18 protein-coding genes and 1 pseudogene are annotated in these 21479 nt (G+C 73.8%); 12 read left to right on the forward strand and 7 right to left on the reverse strand.

What is annotated here, in order from left to right; all coding sequences use genetic code 11:
• Nucleotides 1-28 precede the first annotated feature (28 nt).
• Nucleotides 29-1348: an MFS transporter gene (locus AD017_RS31370; RefSeq protein ID WP_060577295.1), complete on the reverse strand. Its 1320-nt coding sequence runs from the start codon at nt 1346-1348 to the stop codon at nt 29-31.
• Nucleotides 1349-1516: 168 nt separating this feature from the next.
• A complete protein-coding gene (locus AD017_RS31375) occupies nt 1517-2191 on the reverse strand; it encodes a GntR family transcriptional regulator (protein ID WP_060577296.1) in 675 nt (224 codons plus the stop codon).
• A 573-nt stretch (nt 2192-2764) separates the two neighbouring features.
• On the opposite strand from AD017_RS31375, the gene AD017_RS31380 reads away from it, so the two are divergent.
• The gene (locus AD017_RS31380) at nt 2765-3223 is read left to right on the forward strand and encodes a pyridoxamine 5'-phosphate oxidase family protein (RefSeq protein WP_060577486.1); all 459 of its coding nucleotides are present in this window, start codon (nt 2765-2767) and stop codon (nt 3221-3223) included.
• A gap of 13 nt (nt 3224-3236) precedes the next feature.
• On the opposite strand, the gene AD017_RS31385 is transcribed toward AD017_RS31380, so the two are convergent.
• On the reverse strand, nt 3237-4103 hold the full coding sequence (locus AD017_RS31385; RefSeq protein WP_060577297.1) for a LysR substrate-binding domain-containing protein: 867 nt from the start codon (nt 4101-4103) through the stop codon (nt 3237-3239).
• A gap of 87 nt (nt 4104-4190) precedes the next feature.
• Here AD017_RS31385 and AD017_RS35665 point away from each other — a divergent pair, with 87 nt between their 5' ends.
• The 10 genes from AD017_RS35665 (at nt 4191) to AD017_RS31430 (ending at nt 15326) form a co-directional block, all read left to right on the forward strand.
• Nucleotides 4191-4328, forward strand: coding sequence for a hypothetical protein (locus AD017_RS35665; protein WP_168172850.1), 138 nt, complete (start codon nt 4191-4193; stop codon nt 4326-4328).
• Nucleotides 4329-4441: 113 nt separating this feature from the next.
• Nucleotides 4442-5206: an alpha/beta hydrolase gene (locus AD017_RS31390; protein WP_060577298.1), complete on the forward strand. Its 765-nt coding sequence runs from the start codon at nt 4442-4444 to the stop codon at nt 5204-5206.
• On the forward strand, nt 5203-6060 hold the full coding sequence (locus tag AD017_RS31395) for a sulfurtransferase (protein ID WP_082538459.1): 858 nt from the start codon (nt 5203-5205) through the stop codon (nt 6058-6060). The genes AD017_RS31390 and AD017_RS31395 overlap by 4 nt, the downstream gene beginning before the upstream one ends.
• Before the next feature lie 260 nt (nt 6061-6320).
• Nucleotides 6321-7667 (forward strand): FAD-binding oxidoreductase, encoded by a 1347-nt coding sequence (locus AD017_RS31400; protein ID WP_227012940.1) that lies wholly within the window; start codon nt 6321-6323, stop codon nt 7665-7667.
• A gap of 128 nt (nt 7668-7795) precedes the next feature.
• Entirely contained in the window at nt 7796-9004 is a 1209-nt protein-coding gene (locus tag AD017_RS31405) for an LLM class flavin-dependent oxidoreductase (protein ID WP_060577299.1), read from the forward strand.
• Complete coding sequence (locus AD017_RS31410; protein ID WP_060577300.1) at nt 9001-10185, forward strand: acyl-CoA dehydrogenase family protein; 1185 nt, start codon at nt 9001-9003, stop codon at nt 10183-10185. The genes AD017_RS31405 and AD017_RS31410 overlap by 4 nt, the downstream gene beginning before the upstream one ends.
• The gene (locus AD017_RS31415; protein ID WP_060577301.1) at nt 10182-11822 is read left to right on the forward strand and encodes an ABC transporter substrate-binding protein; all 1641 of its coding nucleotides are present in this window, start codon (nt 10182-10184) and stop codon (nt 11820-11822) included. The genes AD017_RS31410 and AD017_RS31415 overlap by 4 nt, the downstream gene beginning before the upstream one ends.
• Nucleotides 11819-12808 (forward strand): ABC transporter permease, encoded by a 990-nt coding sequence (locus AD017_RS31420; protein WP_060577302.1) that lies wholly within the window; start codon nt 11819-11821, stop codon nt 12806-12808. The genes AD017_RS31415 and AD017_RS31420 overlap by 4 nt, the downstream gene beginning before the upstream one ends.
• Nucleotides 12805-13668, forward strand: a complete 864-nt coding sequence (locus AD017_RS31425; RefSeq protein ID WP_060577303.1) for an ABC transporter permease — start codon at nt 12805-12807, stop codon at nt 13666-13668. Before AD017_RS31420 ends, AD017_RS31425 begins: the two co-directional genes overlap by 4 nt.
• On the forward strand, nt 13647-15326 hold the full coding sequence (locus AD017_RS31430; RefSeq protein ID WP_060577304.1) for an ABC transporter ATP-binding protein: 1680 nt from the start codon (nt 13647-13649) through the stop codon (nt 15324-15326). The genes AD017_RS31425 and AD017_RS31430 overlap by 22 nt, the downstream gene beginning before the upstream one ends.
• Before the next feature lie 8 nt (nt 15327-15334).
• Here AD017_RS31430 and AD017_RS31435 read toward each other — a convergent pair.
• Nucleotides 15335-17619: pseudogene (locus tag AD017_RS31435) on the reverse strand (molybdopterin-dependent oxidoreductase).
• 171 nt (nt 17620-17790) lie between these two features.
• Here AD017_RS31435 and AD017_RS31440 point away from each other — a divergent pair.
• Complete coding sequence (locus AD017_RS31440) at nt 17791-18453, forward strand: GntR family transcriptional regulator (RefSeq protein WP_060577489.1); 663 nt, start codon at nt 17791-17793, stop codon at nt 18451-18453.
• A gap of 24 nt (nt 18454-18477) precedes the next feature.
• On the opposite strand, the gene AD017_RS31445 is transcribed toward AD017_RS31440, so the two are convergent.
• From AD017_RS31445 to AD017_RS31455, 3 genes are read right to left on the reverse strand one after another with little or no spacing between them, the layout of a single operon-like run.
• Nucleotides 18478-19302 carry a sulfurtransferase gene (locus AD017_RS31445; protein ID WP_060577305.1) on the reverse strand — a complete coding sequence of 275 codons (825 nt, stop codon included), beginning with the start codon at nt 19300-19302 and terminating at the stop codon, nt 18478-18480.
• The gene (locus tag AD017_RS31450) at nt 19299-20618 is read right to left on the reverse strand and encodes an LLM class flavin-dependent oxidoreductase (protein WP_060577306.1); all 1320 of its coding nucleotides are present in this window, start codon (nt 20616-20618) and stop codon (nt 19299-19301) included. The genes AD017_RS31445 and AD017_RS31450 overlap by 4 nt, the downstream gene beginning before the upstream one ends.
• Nucleotides 20619-20630: 12 nt before the next feature.
• Nucleotides 20631-21404: a hydroxyethylthiazole kinase gene (locus AD017_RS31455; protein ID WP_060577307.1), complete on the reverse strand. Its 774-nt coding sequence runs from the start codon at nt 21402-21404 to the stop codon at nt 20631-20633.
• Between the last annotated feature and the right edge of the window lie 75 nt (nt 21405-21479).

A 21479-nucleotide genomic window follows, 5' to 3' on the forward strand; every position in this document is an offset into this window, starting at 1 on the left:
CGGCGCGGGCCCACTCGGCTCACACCGGTCACGGCGTCGCCGGGACGTCGACCGCGTCGCGATCCCGTCCCGTGTTCACGAGAGTCTCGCGGCCGAGGAGCAGCCCGCAGACTGTGACACTGAGGAGCACCACCATCAGCACCACGACCAACCACCACTGCCCGGACCAGGCAAACAGCGCGGTCGCGGCCAGGGGCGCGAGCCCACCGCCGACGATTGTCCCGGCCTCACGGGCGATGGCGAACCCGGACATCCGGAACTCGGCGTCGAACAGCTCGGCGAACCAGGTCGCCTGTGCGGACTGCATCATCGGGTAGACAACCCCCACCCCCACCACGAACGCTGCAATCACCGCACCGAACGCCCCGGTCTCGGTCAGCAGGAAGAACGGTGCCATCCACGCAATCGACAGCAACGTTCCGGTGAGGTATACCGTTTTGCGGCCGTACCGGTCGGCAGCGAGTCCGCACAACGGCAGCATCAGTGCCTGCACCGCCGAGGCGACCAGCATGGCGGTCAACGCCACTGACGAGCCGAGACCCAGCGTCGTCGCAACGTAGGCGACGCCGAAGACGGGCAGCAGGTAGGCGAACGCACTCTCCCCGATCCGGGCCATCACCACGGTGAGGAAGCTGCGCGGCTGCGCGCGGAACGAGGCCAGCACGCCGGCCCGGCACGGTGCGGAACCCCGGACCTGCTCGAACTCCGCCGGCTCCTCGACTCCCCTCCGCACGAGATAGCCCACCAGCAGACAAACCGCACCCAGCAGGAACGGGACCCGCCAACCCCATGCCAGGAACTCCTCGCGGGGCAGCAGCAGGAAAAGCCCGAAGACCGCGTTGCCGAGGATGGTGGCGACGGCGAAGCCGAGCGGCGCCGCCGTCCCGGCGAGCCCGCGTCGACGCGGATCGGCGTGCTCGACAGACAGGACGACCGCACCGGCGTACTCGGCACCTGCGCCGAAACCCTGCACCAGTCGCATCAGGACCAGCAGGATCGGGGCGATGATCCCGGCCTGTTCGTAGGTCGGGAGCAGCCCGATCGCCGTCGTCGAGAGCCCCATCAGGACGAGGGTGATCACAAGAACGGACCGGCGACCGTGCCGGTCGCCGAACCGACCCAGCACGATCCCACCGAGCGGCCGAGCCAAGAAGCCAACGGCGAAGGTGCCGAGCGCGCCCAGGGTCCCGAGGATCGGGGCACCGGTCGGGAAGAACAGGACGTTGAAGACGATCGCCGCCGCGATGCCGTAGATGATGAAGTCGTACCACTCGAGGACGGTTCCCACGAAGGCGGCGAGCGAGGCCCGCCGGGCATGTGGGTGACGGGTTCCGGTGTCGACGGACATGCGCCACTCCCTTGTGATCGCGTTGTGACGTCCGCGGACACCCGGGCGCAATGTGCCGATCTCGTTGCGCAGGTACGGCAGCCGCGGCGACAACGAAGAGTAGTATGTCACACAGCACTGGTCAACGGACGGCTGCCCGGGCGACTCGCGGCAGCCCGCGACGCCGGGTCAGTGCGGGGAGTCGGCCCCACGGGGGACCGAGCGGAGCCCGCGGGTCCGTCCGATGTGGCGGCGCAACAAACCCATGACCGCGGCCGGGTCGCGGCCGGTCAGCGCGTCGACGATCGTGAGGTGCTCCCGGGCAGACTCCACCAGCTCGCCGCGTTCCTGCAGGGCAGCCAGCCCGTAGATCCGGGTGCGGGTGCGCAGGTCGGCGATGAGCTCGGTGATCCGACGGTTTCCCGCGTAGGACACCAGGCGCACGTGGAAGGTGCGGTCGGTCTCGCCGTAGCCCAGCAGGTCGCCGGCCAGCGCGGCATCGACGGTCCGGCCAGCCAACGCCCGCAGCTCCGGGAAGTCCTCCTCCGGCACCAGCGGGGTGGCCTTCGCGCAGATGGAGGGCTCGACCAGCATCCGCAGCTCAGTGATCTGGTCCAGGTCCAAGTCGTCCATGACCGTGACCCGGAAACCCTTGTTCGGCACAATCTCGACGAGCTCCTCGCGCACGAGGTCCAACATCGCCTCGCGGACGGGCGTGGCCGAGACCCCGAACCGGCTTCCTAGCGACGGGGCCGAGTACACGGTGCCCGCCTCCATCTCGCCGGCGAGGATCGCCTCACGCAGCGCGTGGGCGACGCGCTCGCGCAGGCTCACTTTCTCGACCTGCACCAGACTCGACGCCATGCAGCCGCCCTCCGTGGCTCGGTGACGACCACCATCCTAGTGCTCCGCGTTCATCGCGGTCGACGCGTGAGGCGTGACGGGTGAGCCGTCCTGGGCTCGCGAGAGCCCGCAGCCCCCGCCGTCGTTCCTTGCCCTGGAGGGCCTGGCCGAACTGCCCGCCGGCTCCGGGACAAAGGAGGGCACCGGCCATCGCGCCGAGTCGAACCCGAGCACCGCGCGCAGGATCGTACGGCGCCTCGCACGCGGTGCGACACGGTCGGTCTCCCGGTGGACGGGGCCGTGGCGGCGTCAGACGCGGGAGGAAGGGTGTCCAGGACGGATCGGACCGCGGACCGCTGCGCGGCCGCGCGGAACCGGATGGGTCAGGAGTGCACCGCGCGACGACCCGCTGAGCAGGTCCTGCCCGGGCCCACCCACCGGCGGCAGGTGATCACGGTGCGCGACATGCCATGAGCGCAACACCTCCCGGTGATCGACGCAAGCAGTCCGGCCGGATGTGAGCGTCGTTGCCCCGTCCGGTGCCGAGCGCAAACGGCCCGGAATGGGCCTGGCACCGACGCGGTTGTGGTCGCCATGAGCCCCGGTCCCGCGCCCCGCCCGCTCGACGACGGCGCCCTGTCCGAACTGCTGGGACGGCACCGGTTCGGCACGCTGGCTTCCCTGCGACGCAGCGGTCACCCGCATCTCACGACCATGCTCTACCGGTGGGACCCGGCGACGAGGACCGCGTCCATGGCTACCACCACCGACCGGGCCAAGGTGACCCAGCTGCGACGTGACCCCCGGGCCGCGCTGCACGTCCCAGGCGAGGACATCTCCTCGTTCGCGGTGGTCGAGGGCGACGCCGAGCTGTCCGCGCCCACCACCGTTGCCGGCGACGCGGTCGGCCGACAACTGCGCGCGCTGCTCAGCCCGCCCGGTGCCACCCCGGCCGAGGAACAAGCCTTCGACGAGAACATGGTCGCCGAGCAGCGGCTCGTGATCACCCTTCGGGCCTCGCGCCTGTACGGGCTCGTACTGCGCAATGGCTGAGGGCCCAGAGCCGTCAGGACAGCCGGGACAGCGGGCCGAGGACCGGCTCCAGCGCGCCCACGGCCGCAGACAGCAGCCGGCGGTCCGACCCCGCGCGGACACGCAGGTGAAGCGGTTCCGGTGTGACCGGCGGCAGGTCCGGGCACGGCGCCAGCCCCTCGGGCGGAGCGTCCCCCACACCGGCGACGAGCGCGACGCCGAGCCCGCCCCGCACCGCGTTGAGGACACCCGCGAGGTAGGCGGCCTCACCGACCACGGTGGCCGGCAGGTCGTGGTCGGCGAGCGTCTGCAGGGCGCGCCGGCGGATCGTGCACGGGCTGTCGATCACCACCAGCGGGATCGGACCGTCGGCCGGGCGGCGCCAGCCCGGCGCCGCATACCAGGTCAGCGGCAGGGCACCGACCGAGACGCTCTCGCCGTCCACGATGTCGCCGATGTACATCGCGAGGTCGAGCGCCCCGCGATCCACCGCGTCGTTGAGCCGGCTGGAGCGGTCGAGCCGGAACCGGACCGCCGTGCCCGGGAACAGCTCGCCGAGGGCGCCCATCACGCGCGGCAGCAGCTCGTCCGCGGCGTGGTCGGTCGAGCCCAGCACAATCGACTCGCGCGGATCACCGACACCGAGGCGTTCCAGGGCAGCGTCGTGCGCGGCCAAAATCCGCCGCGCCTCGCCGACGAGCGCCTCGCCCTCGGGGGTGAACCGGCTGATCCGGCCCTCCTTACGTACGAGCGGGCGGCCGACCGTCCTCTCCAGCCGACGCACGTGCTGGCTCACCGCCGACTGCGACAGCGTCAAGGCCTCGGCGGCGCGGTGGAAGCCGCCGAACTCGGCAACGGCGACGACGCTGCGCAAGGCGACGATGTCGAGGACGGCGGGCACACCGGCGACGCTACACCGACCGATCGCGTCCCGTGATCGATGGTGATGCACCTTCGTCGTTGGACACCGGGGCGCCGAACGGATGAGATGGAGGACGTGGACCTCCTGACGACCGTCGCCCGGCCCGGCCTCGTGCCCGCGCCGGACGCCGGCGCGGGCCCGCTGACCCGGCGCCGGGTGATCGACCACGGCACCGTGCACTCCGCCGGCTGTCCGCTCCGCTGATCCTCAGGCCCGACGCGCCGCCCCGCACCCCCGGCCCGCCCCGTCGCCGCCCTCTCCCCCGCGCCCCGAACCTGCCGCCGCGCCCACTGCCCTCTTCGAGAGGTGGACCCCGCATGTCCGTCACGGCTGCCGTCCCGGTCGTCGCGTCCTGGTCCGAGCCCGAGGGCATCCGCCCGCGCGGCACCGTTCTAGTCGTACCGGGGCGGGGTGAACACGCCCGCGTCTATGAGCGCTTCGCCCGGCGTATCGCCTCGGACGGCTACCGCGTGTGGGCGGTGTCCGACCCGACCGTCGACGAGGACCGCACCCGTTCCCAGATCCGCTCACTGCTCGACCGCACGCCGTCCGAAGATCCCGGCGAGGCCGGACCGCCACCGCGGGTGCTGGTCGGTTCCGACACCGGAGCGCTCTTCGCGGCCGTGCTCGCCGCCGAGGACCCGGCAGGTATCGACGGGCTCGTGCTGGCCGGGCTGACGACGGCCGATGGTCGGTTCGGCGCACCGGGCTGGGACGACGAGCTGGCCCTGCGTACCGGGTGCCCGACGCACCGCGGCCTGCTCGACCACGACCCCTCCGTGCGGCGCGGTGCGCTCGCCGGACCGCTGCCCGCGGGGTGGGCAGCTCGGGCACGGCCCGGCTCAATCACCGTGCCGGTGCTCGGCCTCCACGGCGACGCCGACACCGTCAGCCCGCTCGCCGGCGTCCGCGGCTGGTTCTCCGGCGTCGGTGACGGCGAGCTCGCGGTCGTCACCGACGGGGTCCACGACGCGCTCAACGACCGGGCCCACCGCACCGCGGCGGCCACGACCGTGCTGTTCCTGGAGCGGGTGCGCGACGGCGGCACACCGGTCACCCGCATCGAGACGACCGCTTCGTGAGCCGGGACGACGTGCTCGTCACCGCCCACGGGCTCGCGGACCTGCTGGCCGGGCCGCGGCCCCCGGTACTGCTCGACGTGCGGTGGGCCCTCGGGGATCCGCACGGCCGCGCGCACCACGCCGCGGGGCACCTGCCCGGAGCGGTGTACGTCGATCTCGACACCGAGCTCGCCGGGCACACCGGCGACCCCGCCGACGGGCGTCACCCCCTCCCGACCCCCGGCGACCTGCAGGCCGCCGCACGGCGCTGGGGGGTCCGGTCGGACCGCGCCGTCGTCGTCCACGACGACTCGGGCGGACTGGCCGCGGCCCGGGCATGGTGGCTCCTGCGCTGGGGCGGCCACCAGGACGTCCGCCTGCTCGACGGAGGTCTGGGCGCCTGGCGGGCCGCCGGCGGGCCGCTGGAGACCGGTCCCGGCACCGTGCCCGACGCCGGCGACGTGGAGCTGACCGGCGGCGGACTGCCGGTGCTCGACGCCGACGACGCCGCCCGGCTCGCCCGCACCGGGATCCTGCTCGACGCCCGCGCCGGGCAGCGCTACCGCGGTGAGACGGAGCCGGTCGACCCGCGGGCCGGGCACGTCCCGGGCGCGATCAGCGCGCCGACCGTCGACAACCTCGACGACAAGCACCGGTTCCGCCCGACCGCCGAGCTCCGGGACCGGTTCGTGGCACTTGGTGCCGGCCGGGAGCCGGTCGGCGTCTACTGCGGATCGGGCGTCACCGCCGCGCACGAGATCGCCGCACTCGCGGTAGCCGGATTCACCGCGGCGCTGTTCCCCGGGTCCTGGTCGGCCTGGTCGGCGGACCCCGCGCGCCCGGTCGCCAGCGGCGCCGGTCCGGGCCAGCGATGAGCCCCCTACCGGGCCACCCCGCCCCCCGACCGGCAGCCGGCCGGCGCCCGCGGCTGACGCGGCGTCGGGTGATCGATCACGGCGTCGTCCACTCCGCAGGCTGTCGGGCAGCCCGCTGACCCCGCCGAGCCGCCCCGGCGCGTCCCGGTCCGCAGCCGCCCGACCCACCGCGACCGCGGCGGTGATCCCGGCCGTGCACACCGCGCCCCACCGGGGACCGTCCGTGCCGCCGTCCCGAGTCACACCGGAGGACCCCGCCCGTGACCACCACGCTGCCCACCCCATCCCTGCTGCCCGGCTGGACGACCGCACCCGAGGTCCGTGCCACGCACCGCACCGACCGGTCGGGCTTCGACCTCGGGGACGGCCCGGACGCCGTCGTGTTCGCCGTGTCCGTCGACGACGTTGTCGCCGTGCTCGCGCACGCGCACTCCACCGGAGGGTCGGTCGTAGTGCGCGGCGCGGGTACCGGCCTGTCGGGCGGGGCGGTGGCGGGGCCGGGGAGCACCGTGCTGGACCTGACCCACCTGGACCGCATCCGGGAGATCTCACCCACCGACGAGCTCGCCGTCGTCGAGGCCGGTGTGGTGACCGCCGACCTCGACGCCGCCGCGGCACGGCACGGCCTGCGCTACGCCCCCGACCCGGCGAGCCTGGCGTGGTCGACGATCGGCGGCAACATCGCCACCAACGCCGGCGGTCTGCGGTGTGCCAAGTACGGCGTCACCCGGGACTCGGTGCTCGGGCTCGACGTCGTCCTGGCCGACGGCCGCCGCATCTCCACCGGTCGCCGGACTGTGAAGGGTGTCGCCGGGTACGACCTCACCGGCCTGCTCGTCGGGTCGGAGGGCACGCTGGGCGTCGTCGTGGGTGCCACCGTGCGGCTCCGCCCAGCCCCGGTGCGCACCGCCACTCTCGCCGCATGGTTCGACGGGTTCGATGCCGCGGCCGAGGCGGCCGCCGCGATCACCGCAGCCCGGCTGCAGCCCGCCGTCGCCGAGCTGCTCGACGCGTCCTGCCTGGCAGCGATTGCCGCGGTGCCCGGCGCGACGGAGCCGCACGGGCGGGCGTTCCTGCTGGTCCAGACCGACGGCTACGGCGCCGACGAGGAGATCGCTGCCGTTCGTGACGTCGTCGCCCCGCTCACCGGCCGGGTCGAGCTGGAGACCGACCCGCACCGCGCCGACACGCTGCTCGCCACCCGTCGTGCGGCGCTGCCCGCGCTGGAACGGCTGGGCCGGGTGCTGGTCGAGGACGTCGCCGTCCCGCGGTCCAGGCTGCCCGAGGCCGTGGCGGAAATCGGTGCGATCGCCGACCGCAGCGGGATCCGCATCGCCACGATGGCCCACGCCGGTGACGGCAACCTGCATCCCGTCCTCGTCCTGGAACCCGGCCGCGACCTCGACGACCACGTCTGGGACACGGCCGGGGCGGTGTTCACGACCGCGCTGCAGCTCGGCGGCACCCTCACCGGCGAGCACGGCGTCGGGCTGCTCAAGCGTCGCTGGCTGCGCGACGAGCTCGGACCCGACGCCCTGGACCTGCAACAGCAGCTGCGCACCGTGTTCGACCCGCGCGGCGTGCTCAACCCCGGCAAGGCCCTCTGACCTCTCTGACCGGTACCTCACGCCCACGGCCCGACCGCCCCGCACGACCCCGACCACCCTGCGCGAGGCCTCGACGACGCCGACGACCAGCCCGCGCCGTCCCGGCACCCCCTCCCCTGGAGGCCCCCATGTCCACACCGGACACCACCACCGTCCCGGCCACCGCCGCCCGGACCGTCGAGTTCATCAGCCTGTCCCACCTCAACCCGTCGACCGAGCTGGCGCCGGACCCCGGCCGCGGCATCGACCTCGGCTACTTCCGGCGCTACGTGCGCACGCTCGAGAAGTCCGGCTACGACTACACCCTGCTGCCCTACGGCTCGTCCACGGCGGACTCGTTCGTCGTCGCCTCCGCGGTCGGCCAGCTGACCGAACGTCTGCGCCCGATCGTCGCGGTCCGGCCCAACACGGCGTTCCCGCTGGTCGTCGCACAACAGCTGGCGACGCTGGACCAGCTCACCGAGGGCCGCGCCGTGGTACACCTCATCTCCGGGGGCAACGACGCCGAGCAGGCCCGCCAGGGCGACTACCTGACCAAGCAGCAGCGCTACGCCCGCACCTCGGAGTTCGTCGACCTGCTGCGCCGCGCCTGGACCGAGACGAGCCCGTTCGACCACCACGGCGAGTTCTACCGGTTCGACGGGTTCGGGCCCGGTTTCCGCCCGTTCGGCGACACCATCCCGATCTCCGTCGGCGGCCAGTCCGACGAGGCGTTCGAGATCGGCGGGCGCCAAGCCGACGTCTTCAGCTTCTGGGGCGAGCCGCTCGCCGAGATCCGCGCCCAGATCGAGCGGGTGCACGGCATCGCCGACGCCGCCGGCCGCCGGCGCCCCCGGATCTGGGTGACGTTCCGGCCGATCATCGACCGCACCGACGAGCTGGCGTGGCGCAAGGCCTACGACTACGCCGAGCGGATCGGGGCGACGTTCCGGGCGGGCGAGCACCGCCGGCTGCACCACGGCCCCGGCACCCCGCAGAACGTCGGCTCGCAGCGGGCACTGGCCTTCGCCGCCCGCTCCGAGGTATACGACCGTGCACTGTGGACTCGCACTGCGGCCGCCACCAACGCGGGCGGCGCCTCGACCGCGCTGGTCGGCACCCCGGAAACGGTCGCCGCCGCCATCGTCGACTACGTCGACGTGGGCGCGGACCTGGTGTCGATCCGCGGCTACGACACCCTCGCCGACGCCGCCGACTACGGCCGCCACATCCTGCCGCTGGTGCGCCAGGAGCTCGCGCACCGCGAGACCACCGGCCGGCGGGGCACCCTGCAGGCCGAGCACCCCGGAGCCCTGGCCCCCGGGTTCGACGCCGACGCGCTGGCCGGCGTCCGGTGACCGCGCCGCCGCTTACCCTCCCGGTCCCCGACCTGTCCGACGGCACGCTCGCCGCAGTCACCGCGCAGCTCTCGGCGACCGCGGAGCACCACGACCGCACCGGTGCGGTTCCGCGCGCCGGACTCGACGTCGTCCACCGTGCCGGGCTGCTGACCGCGACGGTCGCCGCGCGCCACGGTGGCCCCGGGGCGGGTGACCTCGACACGGCCCGGATCCTCGTCGCGCTCGGCGAGGGTGACCCGTCGGTGGCGCTGATCGTCGCGAACACGCTGAACGTGCACCGGGCCCAGGCCGCGAACGCGCACTGGCCGCCGGCGGCCTACGCCGACCTGCTGCGCCGCAGCGCACAGGGTCCCGCACCCGCCAACGCGGTCCGCGCGGAGTCCGAGCTCGGCGCGCCGGCCCGGGGCGGGCTGCCCGCCACCGTCGCCCGCCGCACCGCCGACGGATGGTCGCTGTCCGGGCACAAGGCCTACGCCACCGGCGGCACCGCACTGGCCTACCACCTGGTGTGGGCCAGGGCCGACGAACCCGGCGGCGCCCCGGACGCACCGCGCGTAGGGCACGTGGTCGTCCCGGCCGACACGCCCGGCATCACCTGGCTCGACAGCTGGGACCACCTGGGGCTGCGCGCCTCCAACACCCACGACGTCGTCTACGACGGCGTCACGCTGGGGCCGGACGCGTTCGTGGAGATCCCGAGGGTCGGCGGTGTCTACCGCGACCCGGCCGCCGCGACCGGGCCCGCCGGGCTCGGCCACGGCGCGCTCTACGTCGGCGTCGCCCGCGCGGCCCGGGCCGCGTTCGTCGGCTACGCCCGCGGACGGGTCCCAGCCGCCCTGGGCCGGCCCATCGCCGAGACCGACCGCATCGCGACGGTGGCCGGGGAGATCGACGCCCAGGTCGCCCAGGCCGAGACGCTGCTGTACGGCGCGCTGCTACGCACCGGAACCGGCGACATCGCCGCCTCGGCGCAGCTGTCACTTCTCAAGGTGCAGATCGCCCGCTCGGCGATCGCCGCGGTGCAGACGGCCGTCGCAGCGCTCGGCAACGCCGCCCTGACCCGTCACCATCCGCTCGAACGGCACCTGCGCGACGTGCTCTGCGTCCGCGTGCACCCACCACAGGAGGACGCCGCCCTGCTCACCGCCGGCCGACGCCTGCTGGCCGGAACCACATGAGCGTCCCGTTCACCCGGCGCACCCTGCTACGCGCCGCAGGCATCACCGCAGCCACCGCGCTCGCCGGGACCAGCTGCGCGACCGGCCGTGCCGCGACACCGGACCGTGCCGGCGGCCTCACCTTCCTCATCGACTCCCTCGGCGACACCTGGATCCCGAACAACTCGGCGATCTCCAGCTTCCAGGGCCACGTGTGGGGGCACGTCACCGACAAGCTCGTCCACGTCGACGACACCGGCGCGGTCTCGCCGTGGATCGCACGCAGCTGGGAGCAGGACGAGCGCGCCACCGAGTTCGTGCTGCACCTGCGCCGGGGAGTCACGTTCTCCGACGGGACACCGCTGGACGCTGCCGCCGTCGTCGCCAACCTCGACATCTGGGCCCGTGGCGACTCCGACCGCGGCATCAAGCCGATCGGCCTGTTCCCGAAGAGCTACCGGAGCGCCCAGGCCCTCGACCCGACCACGGTGCGGGTGCGCTTCGACACGCCGACGCTCGGGTTCGTCCCGACACTGGGCTACCACGGGTCGATCCTGATCTCGCCGCGTTCCCTGGACCTGCCCGCCGAGCAGCAGGCCGACCTGTACAACGACATCGGCAGCGGCCCCTACGTCGTCGAGTCCTGGCGCGACGACGACCACGTCGTCCTGCGCCGCCGGGCCGACTACGCCTGGGGCCCCGACGCGCTCGGCCACACCGGACCAGCCCGGATCGAGACGATCACCTACGAGGTCGTCGCCGAGCAGCGGCTACGCAGCGCCTCGGTGCAGGCCGGCCAGGCCGACGTCGCGTACAACCCCTCCCCCAAGGAGCTCGAGTCCGTCACCGCGCTCGGGTTCGTCGCCGCAGCACCCCGCTATCTCGGCTTCGTCGCCGGCATGGCGATCAACACCGACGTCGCCCCGTTCGACGACGTCCGCGTCCGCCGGGCACTGCAGCACGGGATCGACCGCGACGAGATCCTCGCGACGATCTACACCCCGGACTGGCTGCCGGCCGAGTCGATGTTCCAGAGCAACACGCCCGGCGCCACCGACCACCGGAGCTCGTTCCGCTTCGACCCGGCGCTGGCGGCCCAGCTGCTCGACGAGGCCGGGTTCGTGCCCGGACCGGACGGCGTCCGCACCCGCGGGACGGATCGGCTAGCGCTGACCCTGCACCCGAACCCATACCTGGCCACCTCCGAGGCCGTCGACGAGCTCGTCTCCCAGCAGCTGCGCCGCCTCGGGTTCGAGGTCACCGTCCGGACCTACGACGTGGTCACCTACACCCAGCGCGTCGACTTCGGCGAGGACACCGTCCCCGCCTACGAGCTCACCCGCAGCATCATCGACGCGGGCACCGTCGCGAGCGTCCTCACCGACCAGGACAAGGGCGAGGACTGGTTCAACCTGGGCACCAGCGACGCCCGCATGGTGTCGCTGGCGAGCGGGATCGCCGGGGCCAGCGATCCGGCCGCGCGCGAGCGCCTGCTCGACGAGCTGCAACGCCACGTGCTCGACCAGGGCTACTTCGTCCCGCTGAACCAGCAGGTCCAGCGGATCTACCTGCAGTCCCCCCGGGTACGGGGCGTCACCTACAACGGCGTCGCCTACGCCAACTACGCCACGGCCTGGCTCGAGGACGATCCGCGATGACCCCTCACCTGTCCTACGCACTGCGCCGGGCCGGGCAGGCCGTCGTCGTGGTGCTGCTGACCTACGTCGTCACCTTCGTGGTGATCAGCGTGCTGCCCGGGGACCCGGTCAGCACCACTCTGCGCAACCCGGAGAACGGGTTCACCGAGGAACAGATCGCGGCGATCATCGCCTACTACGGCCTCGACCGGCCGGTCCCGGTCCAGCTGTGGGAGTCGCTGACCCGGTTCCTGACCGGTGACCTCGGCGTCTCGATGCGCTCGGACCTGCCGGTGGCGCAGATGCTCGCCGAGGTGCTCCAGTCGACGCTGGCGCTGGCGGCGACGGCCCTCGGCGTCGCAGTACTGCTGGCCGTCGCGACGGCCGTCGGTGTCCACCACCTGCCCGCGCCGTTCGGTCCCGCGCTGCGTGCAGTCCCGTCGCTGTTCCTGTCCGTGCCGAACTTCCTGATCGGGCTGCTGCTGATCCAACTGGCCTCGTTCCAGCTCGGCCTGTTCCGGGTGATCGACTCGGAGACGACGACGGCGACGCTGTTCGCCGCGATCACGCTCGGCATCCCCGTCTCGGCCCAGCTGGCCGAGGTCCTGATCGCCGGCCTGGACCATGCGTCCCGGCAGGACTACGCGGCCCTGGCCCGCTCGCGCGGCCTCGGCCGGACCCGATTGCTCACCCACCATCTGCTCAAACCCTCGGCGCTGCCGGTCGTCACGGTGCTCGCCCTGACCGTGGGCGAGGTCCTCGGCGGCGCGGTCATCACCGAGGCGGTGTTCACCCGCACCGGGGTGGGCAGCCTGGTCGAGCGCTCGGTCGCGTCCCAGGACCTCCCGGTCCTGCAGGCGGTCGTCGTGCTCGCGGCGCTCGTCTACATCGTGGTCAACCTCGTCGCCGACCTCGTCTACCCCCTCCTGGACCCGCGCGTCGCGCTGCAGGACCGATCCAGGCCCAGCCCCGAGAACCGACCCGACCGAGGAGTGGCCGTCCCATGAGCCTGTCGTCGTCACCCCCGGCTCAGGCGGACGCCACCGGAACCCCGGCACGCCGGCCGCGCGGCCGCCTCCACACCGTCCCGGCCACGGTCTGGGTCTCCCTGGCGGCGGTCGCCCTGGTCGTCGCGTGGTCACTGGCCCCGGGCCTGTTCACCTCCCGCAGCCCGGTCGACGGGATCCCGGCAGAGCTGTTCCGGCCGCCGTCGGCCCAGCACTGGTTCGGGACCGACCACCTCGGGCGCGACGTGTTCGCCCGGGTCGTGCACGGCACCGCCTCGTCGGTGTCGAGCGCGCTGGTCGCGGTCGGCATCGGGCTGCTCGTCGGAGGCACGATCGGGCTGCTCGCCGGGTTCCTCGGCGGGGTCGTCGACGTGCTGCTCGCCCGGTTCGTCGACGGCCTGCTGGCGATCCCGAGCTTCCTGCTCGCCGTCGTCGTAGTCAGCGCGCTCGGGTTCCAGACGATCAACGCGGCGGTCGCGACCGGGGTGTCCGCGGTCGCGGTGTTCGCCCGCGTCGCCCGCTCGGAGGTCCTCGCGACCCGCAGCGCGGTGTTCGTCGAGGCCGCGTACGTCCTCGGCGGTTCCCGCCGGCAGGTGCTGACCGGGCACATCCTGCCCAACGCCGTGCGGTCGGTCCTGCCGCTGGCCGTGCTCCAGTTCGGCCTGTCGATCCTCGTGATCGCCGGGCTGGCCTTCCTCGGCTACGGCGACCCGCCGCCGGCGTCGGACTGGGGCCTGCTCGTCTCCGCCGGGCGGGACTACCCGCTCGCGCCGTGGCTCGTCGTCGCCCCCGCCCTCGTCACAATCGTCACCGTCCTCTCCGTGAACAGGATCAGCCGATGGCTCCGCACGACCGACTGACCCGCACCCTCGACCGCGATGCCGGCCCCGCCCCCACCGCCGGCCACAGCGACCCGCCCGGGGCGGGTCCGCTGCTGCGCGTCGAGGACCTCTCGGTGTCCTACGGCGGACACCAGGTGGTCTCCGGCGTCGACCTCGCGCTGGCCCGCGGCGACGCCCTCGCCGTGATCGGGGAATCCGGCTCCGGCAAATCGACCATCGCCCGGGCACTGCTCCGCCTGCTGCCCGAGACCGGGGCGGCGACCGGTCGGGTCGAGATCGATGGCCGCGAGGTGCTCCGGCTCCCGGAGCGGCGGTTCCGGTCGTTACGCGGGCGCACGGTGGGCTTCGTCCCCCAGGACCCGGGCAGCGCCCTCAACCCGGTCCGCACCATCGGCAGGCAGGCACTGGAGGCCGCCGCGCTCGTCGACGGCCTCGCGCGGCGCGACCGCCCCGGCCGCGTCCTGGACACCTTCGCCGAGGTCGGGCTCACCGACCCGCGCCGGGTATTCGACGCCTACCCGCACGAACTGTCCGGCGGGATGCTGCAGCGGGTCCTGATCGGCCTCGCGGTGCTGCCCCGGCCAGCCCTGCTCGTCGCCGACGAGCCGACTTCGGCGCTCGACGTCACCATCCAGAAGCGGGTCCTCGACCTGCTCTCAGGCCTGCGGGCCGACCTCGGGATCGGGCTGCTGCTGATCACCCACGACCTCGCGGTCGCCGCCGAACGCGCGGACTCGCTGGTCGTGCTCCGCGACGGCATCGTGGCCGAGGCCGGTCCCACCTCCGAGGTGTTCACCCGCCCGTCGTCGGAGTACGCGCGGCGCCTGCACGCCGACGTCCCGGCGCTGCACCCCGACCGGTGGGCGCACCTGCGCGACGCGGGCGCCGACCGTGCCGCCGACCCGGGCACTCCCGCCCGGATCGAATTCACCGGGGTGAGCAAGCGCTTCGGTGGTGTCACCGCTGTCGATCAGGTGTCGTTCGCGGTCCCGGCGGGCAGAACGCACGCCCTGGTCGGGGAGTCCGGATCCGGCAAGACGACCGCGATCCGGCTGCTGCTCGGGCTCGAGACCCCCGACGGCGGCGGGATCACCGTCGCCGGTGAACCGGTGCACGACCGCACCCGCGACGGACTGCGGTCGCTGCGGCGGCACCTGCAGCTCGTTTACCAGAACCCGTTCACCTCGCTGGACCCGACCTGGCGGGTGGAGCGGCTGGTCCGCGAGCCGCTGGACCGCTTCGGCATCGGCGACCGGGTCGGTCGCGGTGATGCCGTGCGGACGGCGCTGGCGTCGGTGGGCCTGGGCGAGCACCTGCTCTCTCGCACCCCCGCGGCGCTGTCCGGCGGGCAGCGCCAGCGGGTGGCGATCGCCCGGGCCCTGGTGGCGCGCCCCGAGGTCATTGTGCTCGACGAGCCGACGTCGGCGCTGGACGTCACCGTGCAGGCCGGAATCGTGGAGGTGCTGCTCGAGCTGCAGGCCGAGCTCGGCCTGACCTACGTGTTCGTCTCGCACGACCTGTCGCTGGTCCGCCAGCTCGCGCACACGGTGTCGGTGCTGCAGCGCGGCAGGGTGGTGGAGCAGGGCCCGGTGCGGGAGGTCCTCGGCGCACCACGCGAGGAGTACACGCGCACCCTGATCGACAGCCTGCCGGTCGGTACCGCCCGCACCGGCTGAGTCCCGGGTCAGGGACACAGAACGGGTGGGGCGAACGCCCGCACCGGCGAGACCGGTCCCTCGAAGCGCTCGACCTGCACGGTCGTGTGCTGGCCGGTGCATCCCTGCGCCAGCGCCGAGGTGCCGGCGTCACGGGTGAGGACGTTCGGGTTGCCGTGCACGCAGAACGGCCGGTCGGCCTCCGGGTCGTAGGGGTCGAACCAGGCACCGGTGGGCAGCTGCACCACGCCCGCCAGCACGCCGTCGGTGACCGCGGCCGCAGCGAGGCAGGCGCCGCGCTCGTTGACGAGCCGCACCACGTCGCCGTCGGCGATACCGCGCGGCCCGGCGTCGGCCGGGTTCATCCGGGCGACCTCACGCCCGTGCACCTTGTGCGCGGCGCTGTATGCCCCGAAGTCGAGCTGCGAGTGCAGCCGGGTCGCGGGCTGGTTGGCGACCAGCCACAGCGGGTGCGCCGTGTCCGGGACATCGACGGGCTCGATCCAGGCGGGTGACCAGGCGCGTTGTCATAGCCGAACGCCCGCACCGTGGCGGAGGTGATCTCGATCCGGCCGGACGGCGTCGGGAGCGGTGCGCCAACGGGATCGGCACGGAAGGCGCCGAGCACACCGCCGTCGTCGGGGCGGGTGGGCAGTGCCAGCTCACCGCTGTCCCGGAACGCCTCGTAGGAGGGGGCCGGGAGCCCGCGCTGTGCCAGGGCGGCCCGTGTCGGCTCGTAGAGCCGCCGCAGCCACCCCTCGGTGTCCAGACCCTCGGTGAACGCCTCCTCCGCGCCCAGCCTCGCGGCGAGCGCGGCGAGGATCGCGTGGTCGTCGCGGGCCTCGCCGGGCGGATCGACGAGCCGGTGCATCGCGGTCATCACCGGGTCGAACGGTCCGGCGCCGATGTCGTCGCGTTCGATCGTCCAGCTCGTGGGCAGCACGATGTCGGCGTGCCGGGCGGTGGCCGTCCAGGCAGGCTCGTGGACGATGAACGTGTCGAGTCGGCCGATCGCACGCCGCAGCCTGCCGAGGTCCTGGTGGTGGTGGAACGGGTTGCCGCCGGCCCAGTACGCGAGCCGCACGTGTGGGTAGGTCGCCCGGCGTCCGTCGTGGTCGTAGGCCTCGCCGGGGTGCAGCAGCATATCGGCGACGCGGGCGACCGGGATCGCCGCGTCGACGCCGTTGCGCCCCTGGGGCAGCGCGCCGATCGGGACGTCGACCCGCGCTCGCCCGTAATGCCCGATCGAGCCGAGGCCGTAGCAGAAGCCGCCACCGGGCAGCCCGATCTGCCCCAGGGCCGCAGCGAGCGCGATCCCGGCCCACACCGGCTGCTCGCCGTGCTCGGCGCGCTGCAGCGATTGGGCGACGGTGATCAGGGTGCGGCCCGCGGCGGCGCGGGCCGCTAGGTCCCTGATCTGCCTCGACGGCACGTCGGTGAGGCGCTCGGCCCAGCCCGTGTCCTTCGGCACACCGTCGCGCTCGCCGAGCAGGTAGCGGGCCAGCTCCTCCCAGCCGACGCAGTACCGGTCCAGGAACGCGGTGTCACAGGCGTCGGTGACGACCAGGGTGTGCAGCAGCCCGAGCATCAGTGCGGTGTCGGTGCCGGGTGGCACCGGCAGCCACCGGGCGCGGGCTTCGGCCGGCAGGTCCGAGCGCAGCGGGCCGATGGTGACGAACCGTGTCCCGCGCGCGGCAGCCGAGGCCATGACGGACCGCTCGACGTGCCGGCTGATTCCGCCGGCGTCGACGGTGCTGTTCTTCAGGTTCATCCCGCCGAAGGCCAGGACGGTGTCGGTGGACGCGGCGACCTGGTCCCAGGTCACGGTGCCCTTGGAGACGACGTCGGCCGGGCCGAGGACGTGGCGCAGCACCGTCTCGGCGGCGGCGGCGCTGTAGGTGCCGACCGAACCGACGTAGCCGCCGACCGCAGCATTGAGAAAGCGATGGACCTGGCTCTGCGCGTGGTGGAAACGCCCGGCGCTGGCCCAGCCGTAGCTGCCGCCGTAGACGCCCTCCGGGCCGAACCGGCCCCGCACCCGGGCCAGCTCGGCGGAGACCCTGTCCAGTACGTCGTCCCAGCCCACCTCGACGAACTCCTGCCTGCCCCGGCGCGTGGTCGGTCCCGGTCCGTCCTCCCACCAGCCACGCCGGACCGCGGGCCGCCGCACGCGGGCCGGATGCCCGACCGCGGCGGCGACGTTGCCGAGCAGCGGGGACGGGTCAGGGTCCTCCGGGCGGGGCCGGACGCGCAGCCCGTCCGGCCGCGGTTCGGCACGGAACGATCCCCAGTGCGAGCTGTGCGGGCGGCTCACCGGCCGCAGCCGATCCGGACCACGTCATCGCGCGAGATCATCGCTTCAGCCCATCCCCCGCGGTCCGCGGTGTCCAACGCCCGTTCGTCATCGGAACCGATCACCGGACGTCATCAGTCGGGGGCCGGGCTGCCGGGCCGCGACGGCGCCGGGGCGGACTACCGTTCCGGTGTGGGCGCCGAGGACCGAGCACGGCAGGGCAACGCGCGGGACCGCGTGTACGGCGAGTTGCGCCACCGCCTGCTGCGCGGGCACTACGGCGCCGACAGCGCGCTCGTGCCCGGAACGCTCAGCACGGAGTTCTCCGTCTCCCGCACCCCGGTCCGGGAGGCGCTGGGCCTGCTCGCCCAGGACGGGCTGCTGGTCGCCACCCACCACGGCTTCCTGCCGCACCGGCGCAGCCCCGAGGAGCTGCTGGAGATTTTCGAGACGCGCGCGCTGCTCGACGCCGGCGCGGCCGAGGCCGCCACGCACCGGCGGACACCGCTCGACCTGGCCCGCCTCGACGAGGCCACCGCACGCGCCCGCGGCGCCACCGACCCCGCCGCGGTGCGTCGCGCGCTCAACGCGTGGCACGAGGTCCTGCGGTCGGCGGGGCGCAACGACACGCTCGCCGCACTGATCGGTCGTCTCGAGGCCCAGATCAAGATGCACGCGCCCTGGCGCGCCGAGCCCTCCGCCGCGGCGTTCACCGACGCACTCGACCAGCACGACGCGATCACCGCCGCAGTCCGCGACGGCGACGCCGCGACCGCGCGGGCCCGGATGCTCGCCCACCTGGCCGAGGACCACGACGTGCGGATCCGCCAGCTGATCGCCACAGCACACGGCTGACGCGGCCGGCGGGCACCGCCGCCGTCACGCGCGCGGCGCGGTCTGCAGCTGCAGACCAGCGGCCCGCCACTCGGTGAGCGATCCGTCGTAGAGGGCGACGTCGTCGCGTCCCCGCCCGGCCAGCGCGAGCGCCAGCCCGGCCGCATTGATCCCCCCGCCGCAGTAGAGCACCAGCGGCCCGGGTGCACCCGACAGCGACGCCGCGACCGCGTCGGCACGGTCCGGGCGCAGCAGCCCGCCCTCGTCGAGGAGGTCGTTGTAGGCGGCGTGGTGCGAGCCGGGGATGTGACCTGCGGCGAAGTCGGGCGTCCGCAACGCGCACACCAGCGTCCCCCGGCGCGAGCCCTCAGCCACGGCCCGGACGCCGTCGAGGTCGACCCACCGGTTCGCGTCCGGCCCCGGTTCCCAGGTGCCGCCGCCCGGCGGGGCCACCGCGCCGGTCTCGATCTCTCCACCACCGGCGCCCCAGGCAGTGCGGCCACCGTCGAGCACGCGGACATCCCGGTGCCCGGCGGCGCGCAGCAGCCACCACACCCGCGCGGCCCAGGCCCCGCTCAGCGAGTCGTAGACCACGACGCGAGTGTCCGGGTCGATCCCCAGCTCACGGGCTGCGTGCCCCAGCTCGGACGCCGACGGGCGGGTCAGGGGGAGGGCCGCGTCCGGCGCGGAGAACGCCCCCACCACGTCGGCGAACACCGCGCCCGGCAGGTGTCCCTCGGCGAACACCGTGTGTCCGGGCCGGTAGGCGACGCGGCCGTCCGCGCCGGTCTCGCGGGACACACTCGCGTCGAGCACGAGGGTCCCCGCACGGTCGGCGGCCAGTCGAGCGACGCTGACGAACTCACTCACGCGGGCCGCCGCTCCGGCCGATGAAGGCCCAGGTTCTCGCGCAGCGTGGCGCCGCTGTACTCGGATCGGAGGAGTCCGCGGCGTCGCAACTCGGGAACCACCGATGATGCGAACTCGGTGAACGCGCCCGGCACGTGCGTCGCCTGGATCATGAACCCGTCCGCGGCGCCCGCCTCGAGCCACTGCTCCATGGTGTCGGCGATCGTCGCCGCGGAACCGACCATGTCCCCCTCGGTGCGGGCGCCGTACCAGCGGCCGATCTCGCGGATCGACAGTCCCTCCCGTTCGGCGAACTCGACGACCTCGCGGTAGTGGCCCTCGACGCCGACCTCCGAGAGCGGGGGCAGCGGACCGTCCAGGTCGTAGCGGGTCAGGTCGACGTTCACGTGATACGCCAGCCGGGACAGGCCCGCCTCGGGATGGACGAGACCGGTGAACGCCTCGTGCGCGGCCCGCGCCCCCGCGTCGGTGCGGCCCACGACCGTCGTGGCGGCCGGCAGGATCCGCACCTGGTCCGGGTCGCGGTGCTGGGCGGCGACGCGCTTCTTGAGGTCGCCGTAGAAGCCGACGGCCGAGTCCAGCGACTCGTGGCTGCAGAAGATCACATCGGCCCAGCGGGCGGCGAAGTCCCGCCCTGCCGGCGACGCCCCCGCCTGGATGATCAGCGGACGGCCCTGCGGGCTGCGCGGCACACCCAGCGGCCCCTGCACCTGGAACCACTCGCCGTCGTGATCCAGCGCCCGCACCCGATCGGGGCGGCCGAAGATCCCGGACTCCTTGTCGCCCAACGGTTCCAGGACGGCGTCGTCGGCCCAGCCGTCCCACAGACCGGTGACGACCTGCAGGAACTCCTCGGCGCGGGCATAGCGCTCGGCCCGGGGCGGCAGAGCGTCCGCGCCGTGGTTGCGCGCCTCGGCGTCCTGGAAGCTGGTGACCACGTTCCACGCCGCACGACCACCGGTGAGGTGGTCCAGCGTGGCGAACTCCCGGGCCACCGGATAAGGCTGCGACCACCCGGTGGAGCCGGTCGCAGCCAGCCCCAGATGCTCGGTGACCGCCGCCATCATCGCCAGCACCGGAACCGGTGAGAGCCGCGGGGTCCCGGTGCCGTACCGGACCGCCGGATCGAACGAGCCGCCCAGGCTGCGCGGGACCGCCAGAGAGTCCGGGACGAACGCGAAGTCGAAACGCGCCTCCTCGAGCAGCCGGGCGACGCGCAGGTAGTGCTCAGCCCGCAGAAACGAGGTGGTGCTGTCCGGGTGCCGCCAGCCGACGGTGCCCTGCGGACCGGCATTGAGGAACGCTGCGAGATGCATTTCCCGCGCCCTCTACTCCGCCAGCAGGGAGAGCTCGTCGACCAGGGCGACCGCGAAAGAGCCGGACCCCCGCACCGGACGGGCCCGGTTCGCCGCCTCGGCATACAGCGCGTGCGCGACAGCGACCGCGGTCAGCCGGTCGTCGATCGCAGCCAGCGCGGCGGCAGTCAGCGCGCCCAGTGCGCAACCCGCGCCGGTGACCCGGGTCAGCCGCGGGTCACCCCCGGGCACGGCGATCGTGGTGTCCCCGTCGGTGACGTAGTCGATCGGCCCGGAGACGGCGACGACCGCGCCGGCCCGCTTCGCGAGCTCGGTGATCACCGGTACCGCCTCCGCGGAGTCGGCGGTGCTGTCCACCCCGCGGCCACCCGCGCCGCCGCCGAGCGCGATGAGCTCGGAGGCGTTGCCCCGGATCGCAGTGGGCCGGTAGGCCAGCAGGGATCGGACGATCTCGTCGTAGGCGGCCGCACCGGCACCGAACGCGACCGGGTCGAGCACCCACGGCGTGCCCGCCGAGTGCGCGGATCCGGCGGCGTCGGTCAGCGTGTCCGGACCACTGCTCATCAGCGCCGCGGTGTTGATCCACACCGCCGAAGCCCCGGCGCCGAACGCGGCCGGAGCTCCCGGCATCGCGCCGATCGCCGGGCTCGCGCCGACCGCGAGCAGCACGTTCGCGCTCAGGTTCGCCGCGACGTAGTTGGTCAGGCCGTAACAGAACGGGGTAGCCGCACCGATCGCTCGCAGTCCCTCGGACACCTCGGGATCCGACCAGCTCAATTCACGCAACGCGGCACCTCCAACACCGGAACGACGATCTGCATACAGATCGTTGATCTCAGTCTGCCGACAGCACCCGTTCCT

Origin of the sequence: Pseudonocardia sp. EC080619-01, from assembly GCF_001420995.1 — a bacterium.
GTDB lineage: Bacteria > Actinomycetota > Actinomycetes > Mycobacteriales > Pseudonocardiaceae > Pseudonocardia.

Excerpts from the sequence above, each read along its gene's own strand:
- AD017_RS31370 (WP_060577295.1), bottom strand. The coding sequence starts at position 1,348 with ATGTCCGTCGACACCGGAACCCGTCACCCACATGCCCGGCGGGCCTCG.
- AD017_RS31375 (WP_060577296.1), bottom strand. The coding sequence starts at position 2,191 with ATGGCGTCGAGTCTGGTGCAGGTCGAGAAAGTGAGCCTGCGCGAGCGC.
- AD017_RS31380 (WP_060577486.1), top strand. The coding sequence starts at position 2,765 with ATGAGCCCCGGTCCCGCGCCCCGCCCGCTCGACGACGGCGCCCTGTCC.
- AD017_RS35665 (WP_168172850.1), top strand. The coding sequence starts at position 4,191 with ATGGAGGACGTGGACCTCCTGACGACCGTCGCCCGGCCCGGCCTCGTG.
- AD017_RS31390 (WP_060577298.1), top strand. The coding sequence starts at position 4,442 with ATGTCCGTCACGGCTGCCGTCCCGGTCGTCGCGTCCTGGTCCGAGCCC.
- AD017_RS31405 (WP_060577299.1), top strand. The coding sequence starts at position 7,796 with ATGTCCACACCGGACACCACCACCGTCCCGGCCACCGCCGCCCGGACC.
- AD017_RS31415 (WP_060577301.1), top strand. The coding sequence starts at position 10,182 with ATGAGCGTCCCGTTCACCCGGCGCACCCTGCTACGCGCCGCAGGCATC.
- AD017_RS31420 (WP_060577302.1), top strand. The coding sequence starts at position 11,819 with ATGACCCCTCACCTGTCCTACGCACTGCGCCGGGCCGGGCAGGCCGTC.
- AD017_RS31425 (WP_060577303.1), top strand. The coding sequence starts at position 12,805 with ATGAGCCTGTCGTCGTCACCCCCGGCTCAGGCGGACGCCACCGGAACC.
- AD017_RS31430 (WP_060577304.1), top strand. The coding sequence starts at position 13,647 with ATGGCTCCGCACGACCGACTGACCCGCACCCTCGACCGCGATGCCGGC.
- AD017_RS31450 (WP_060577306.1), bottom strand. The coding sequence starts at position 20,618 with ATGCATCTCGCAGCGTTCCTCAATGCCGGTCCGCAGGGCACCGTCGGC.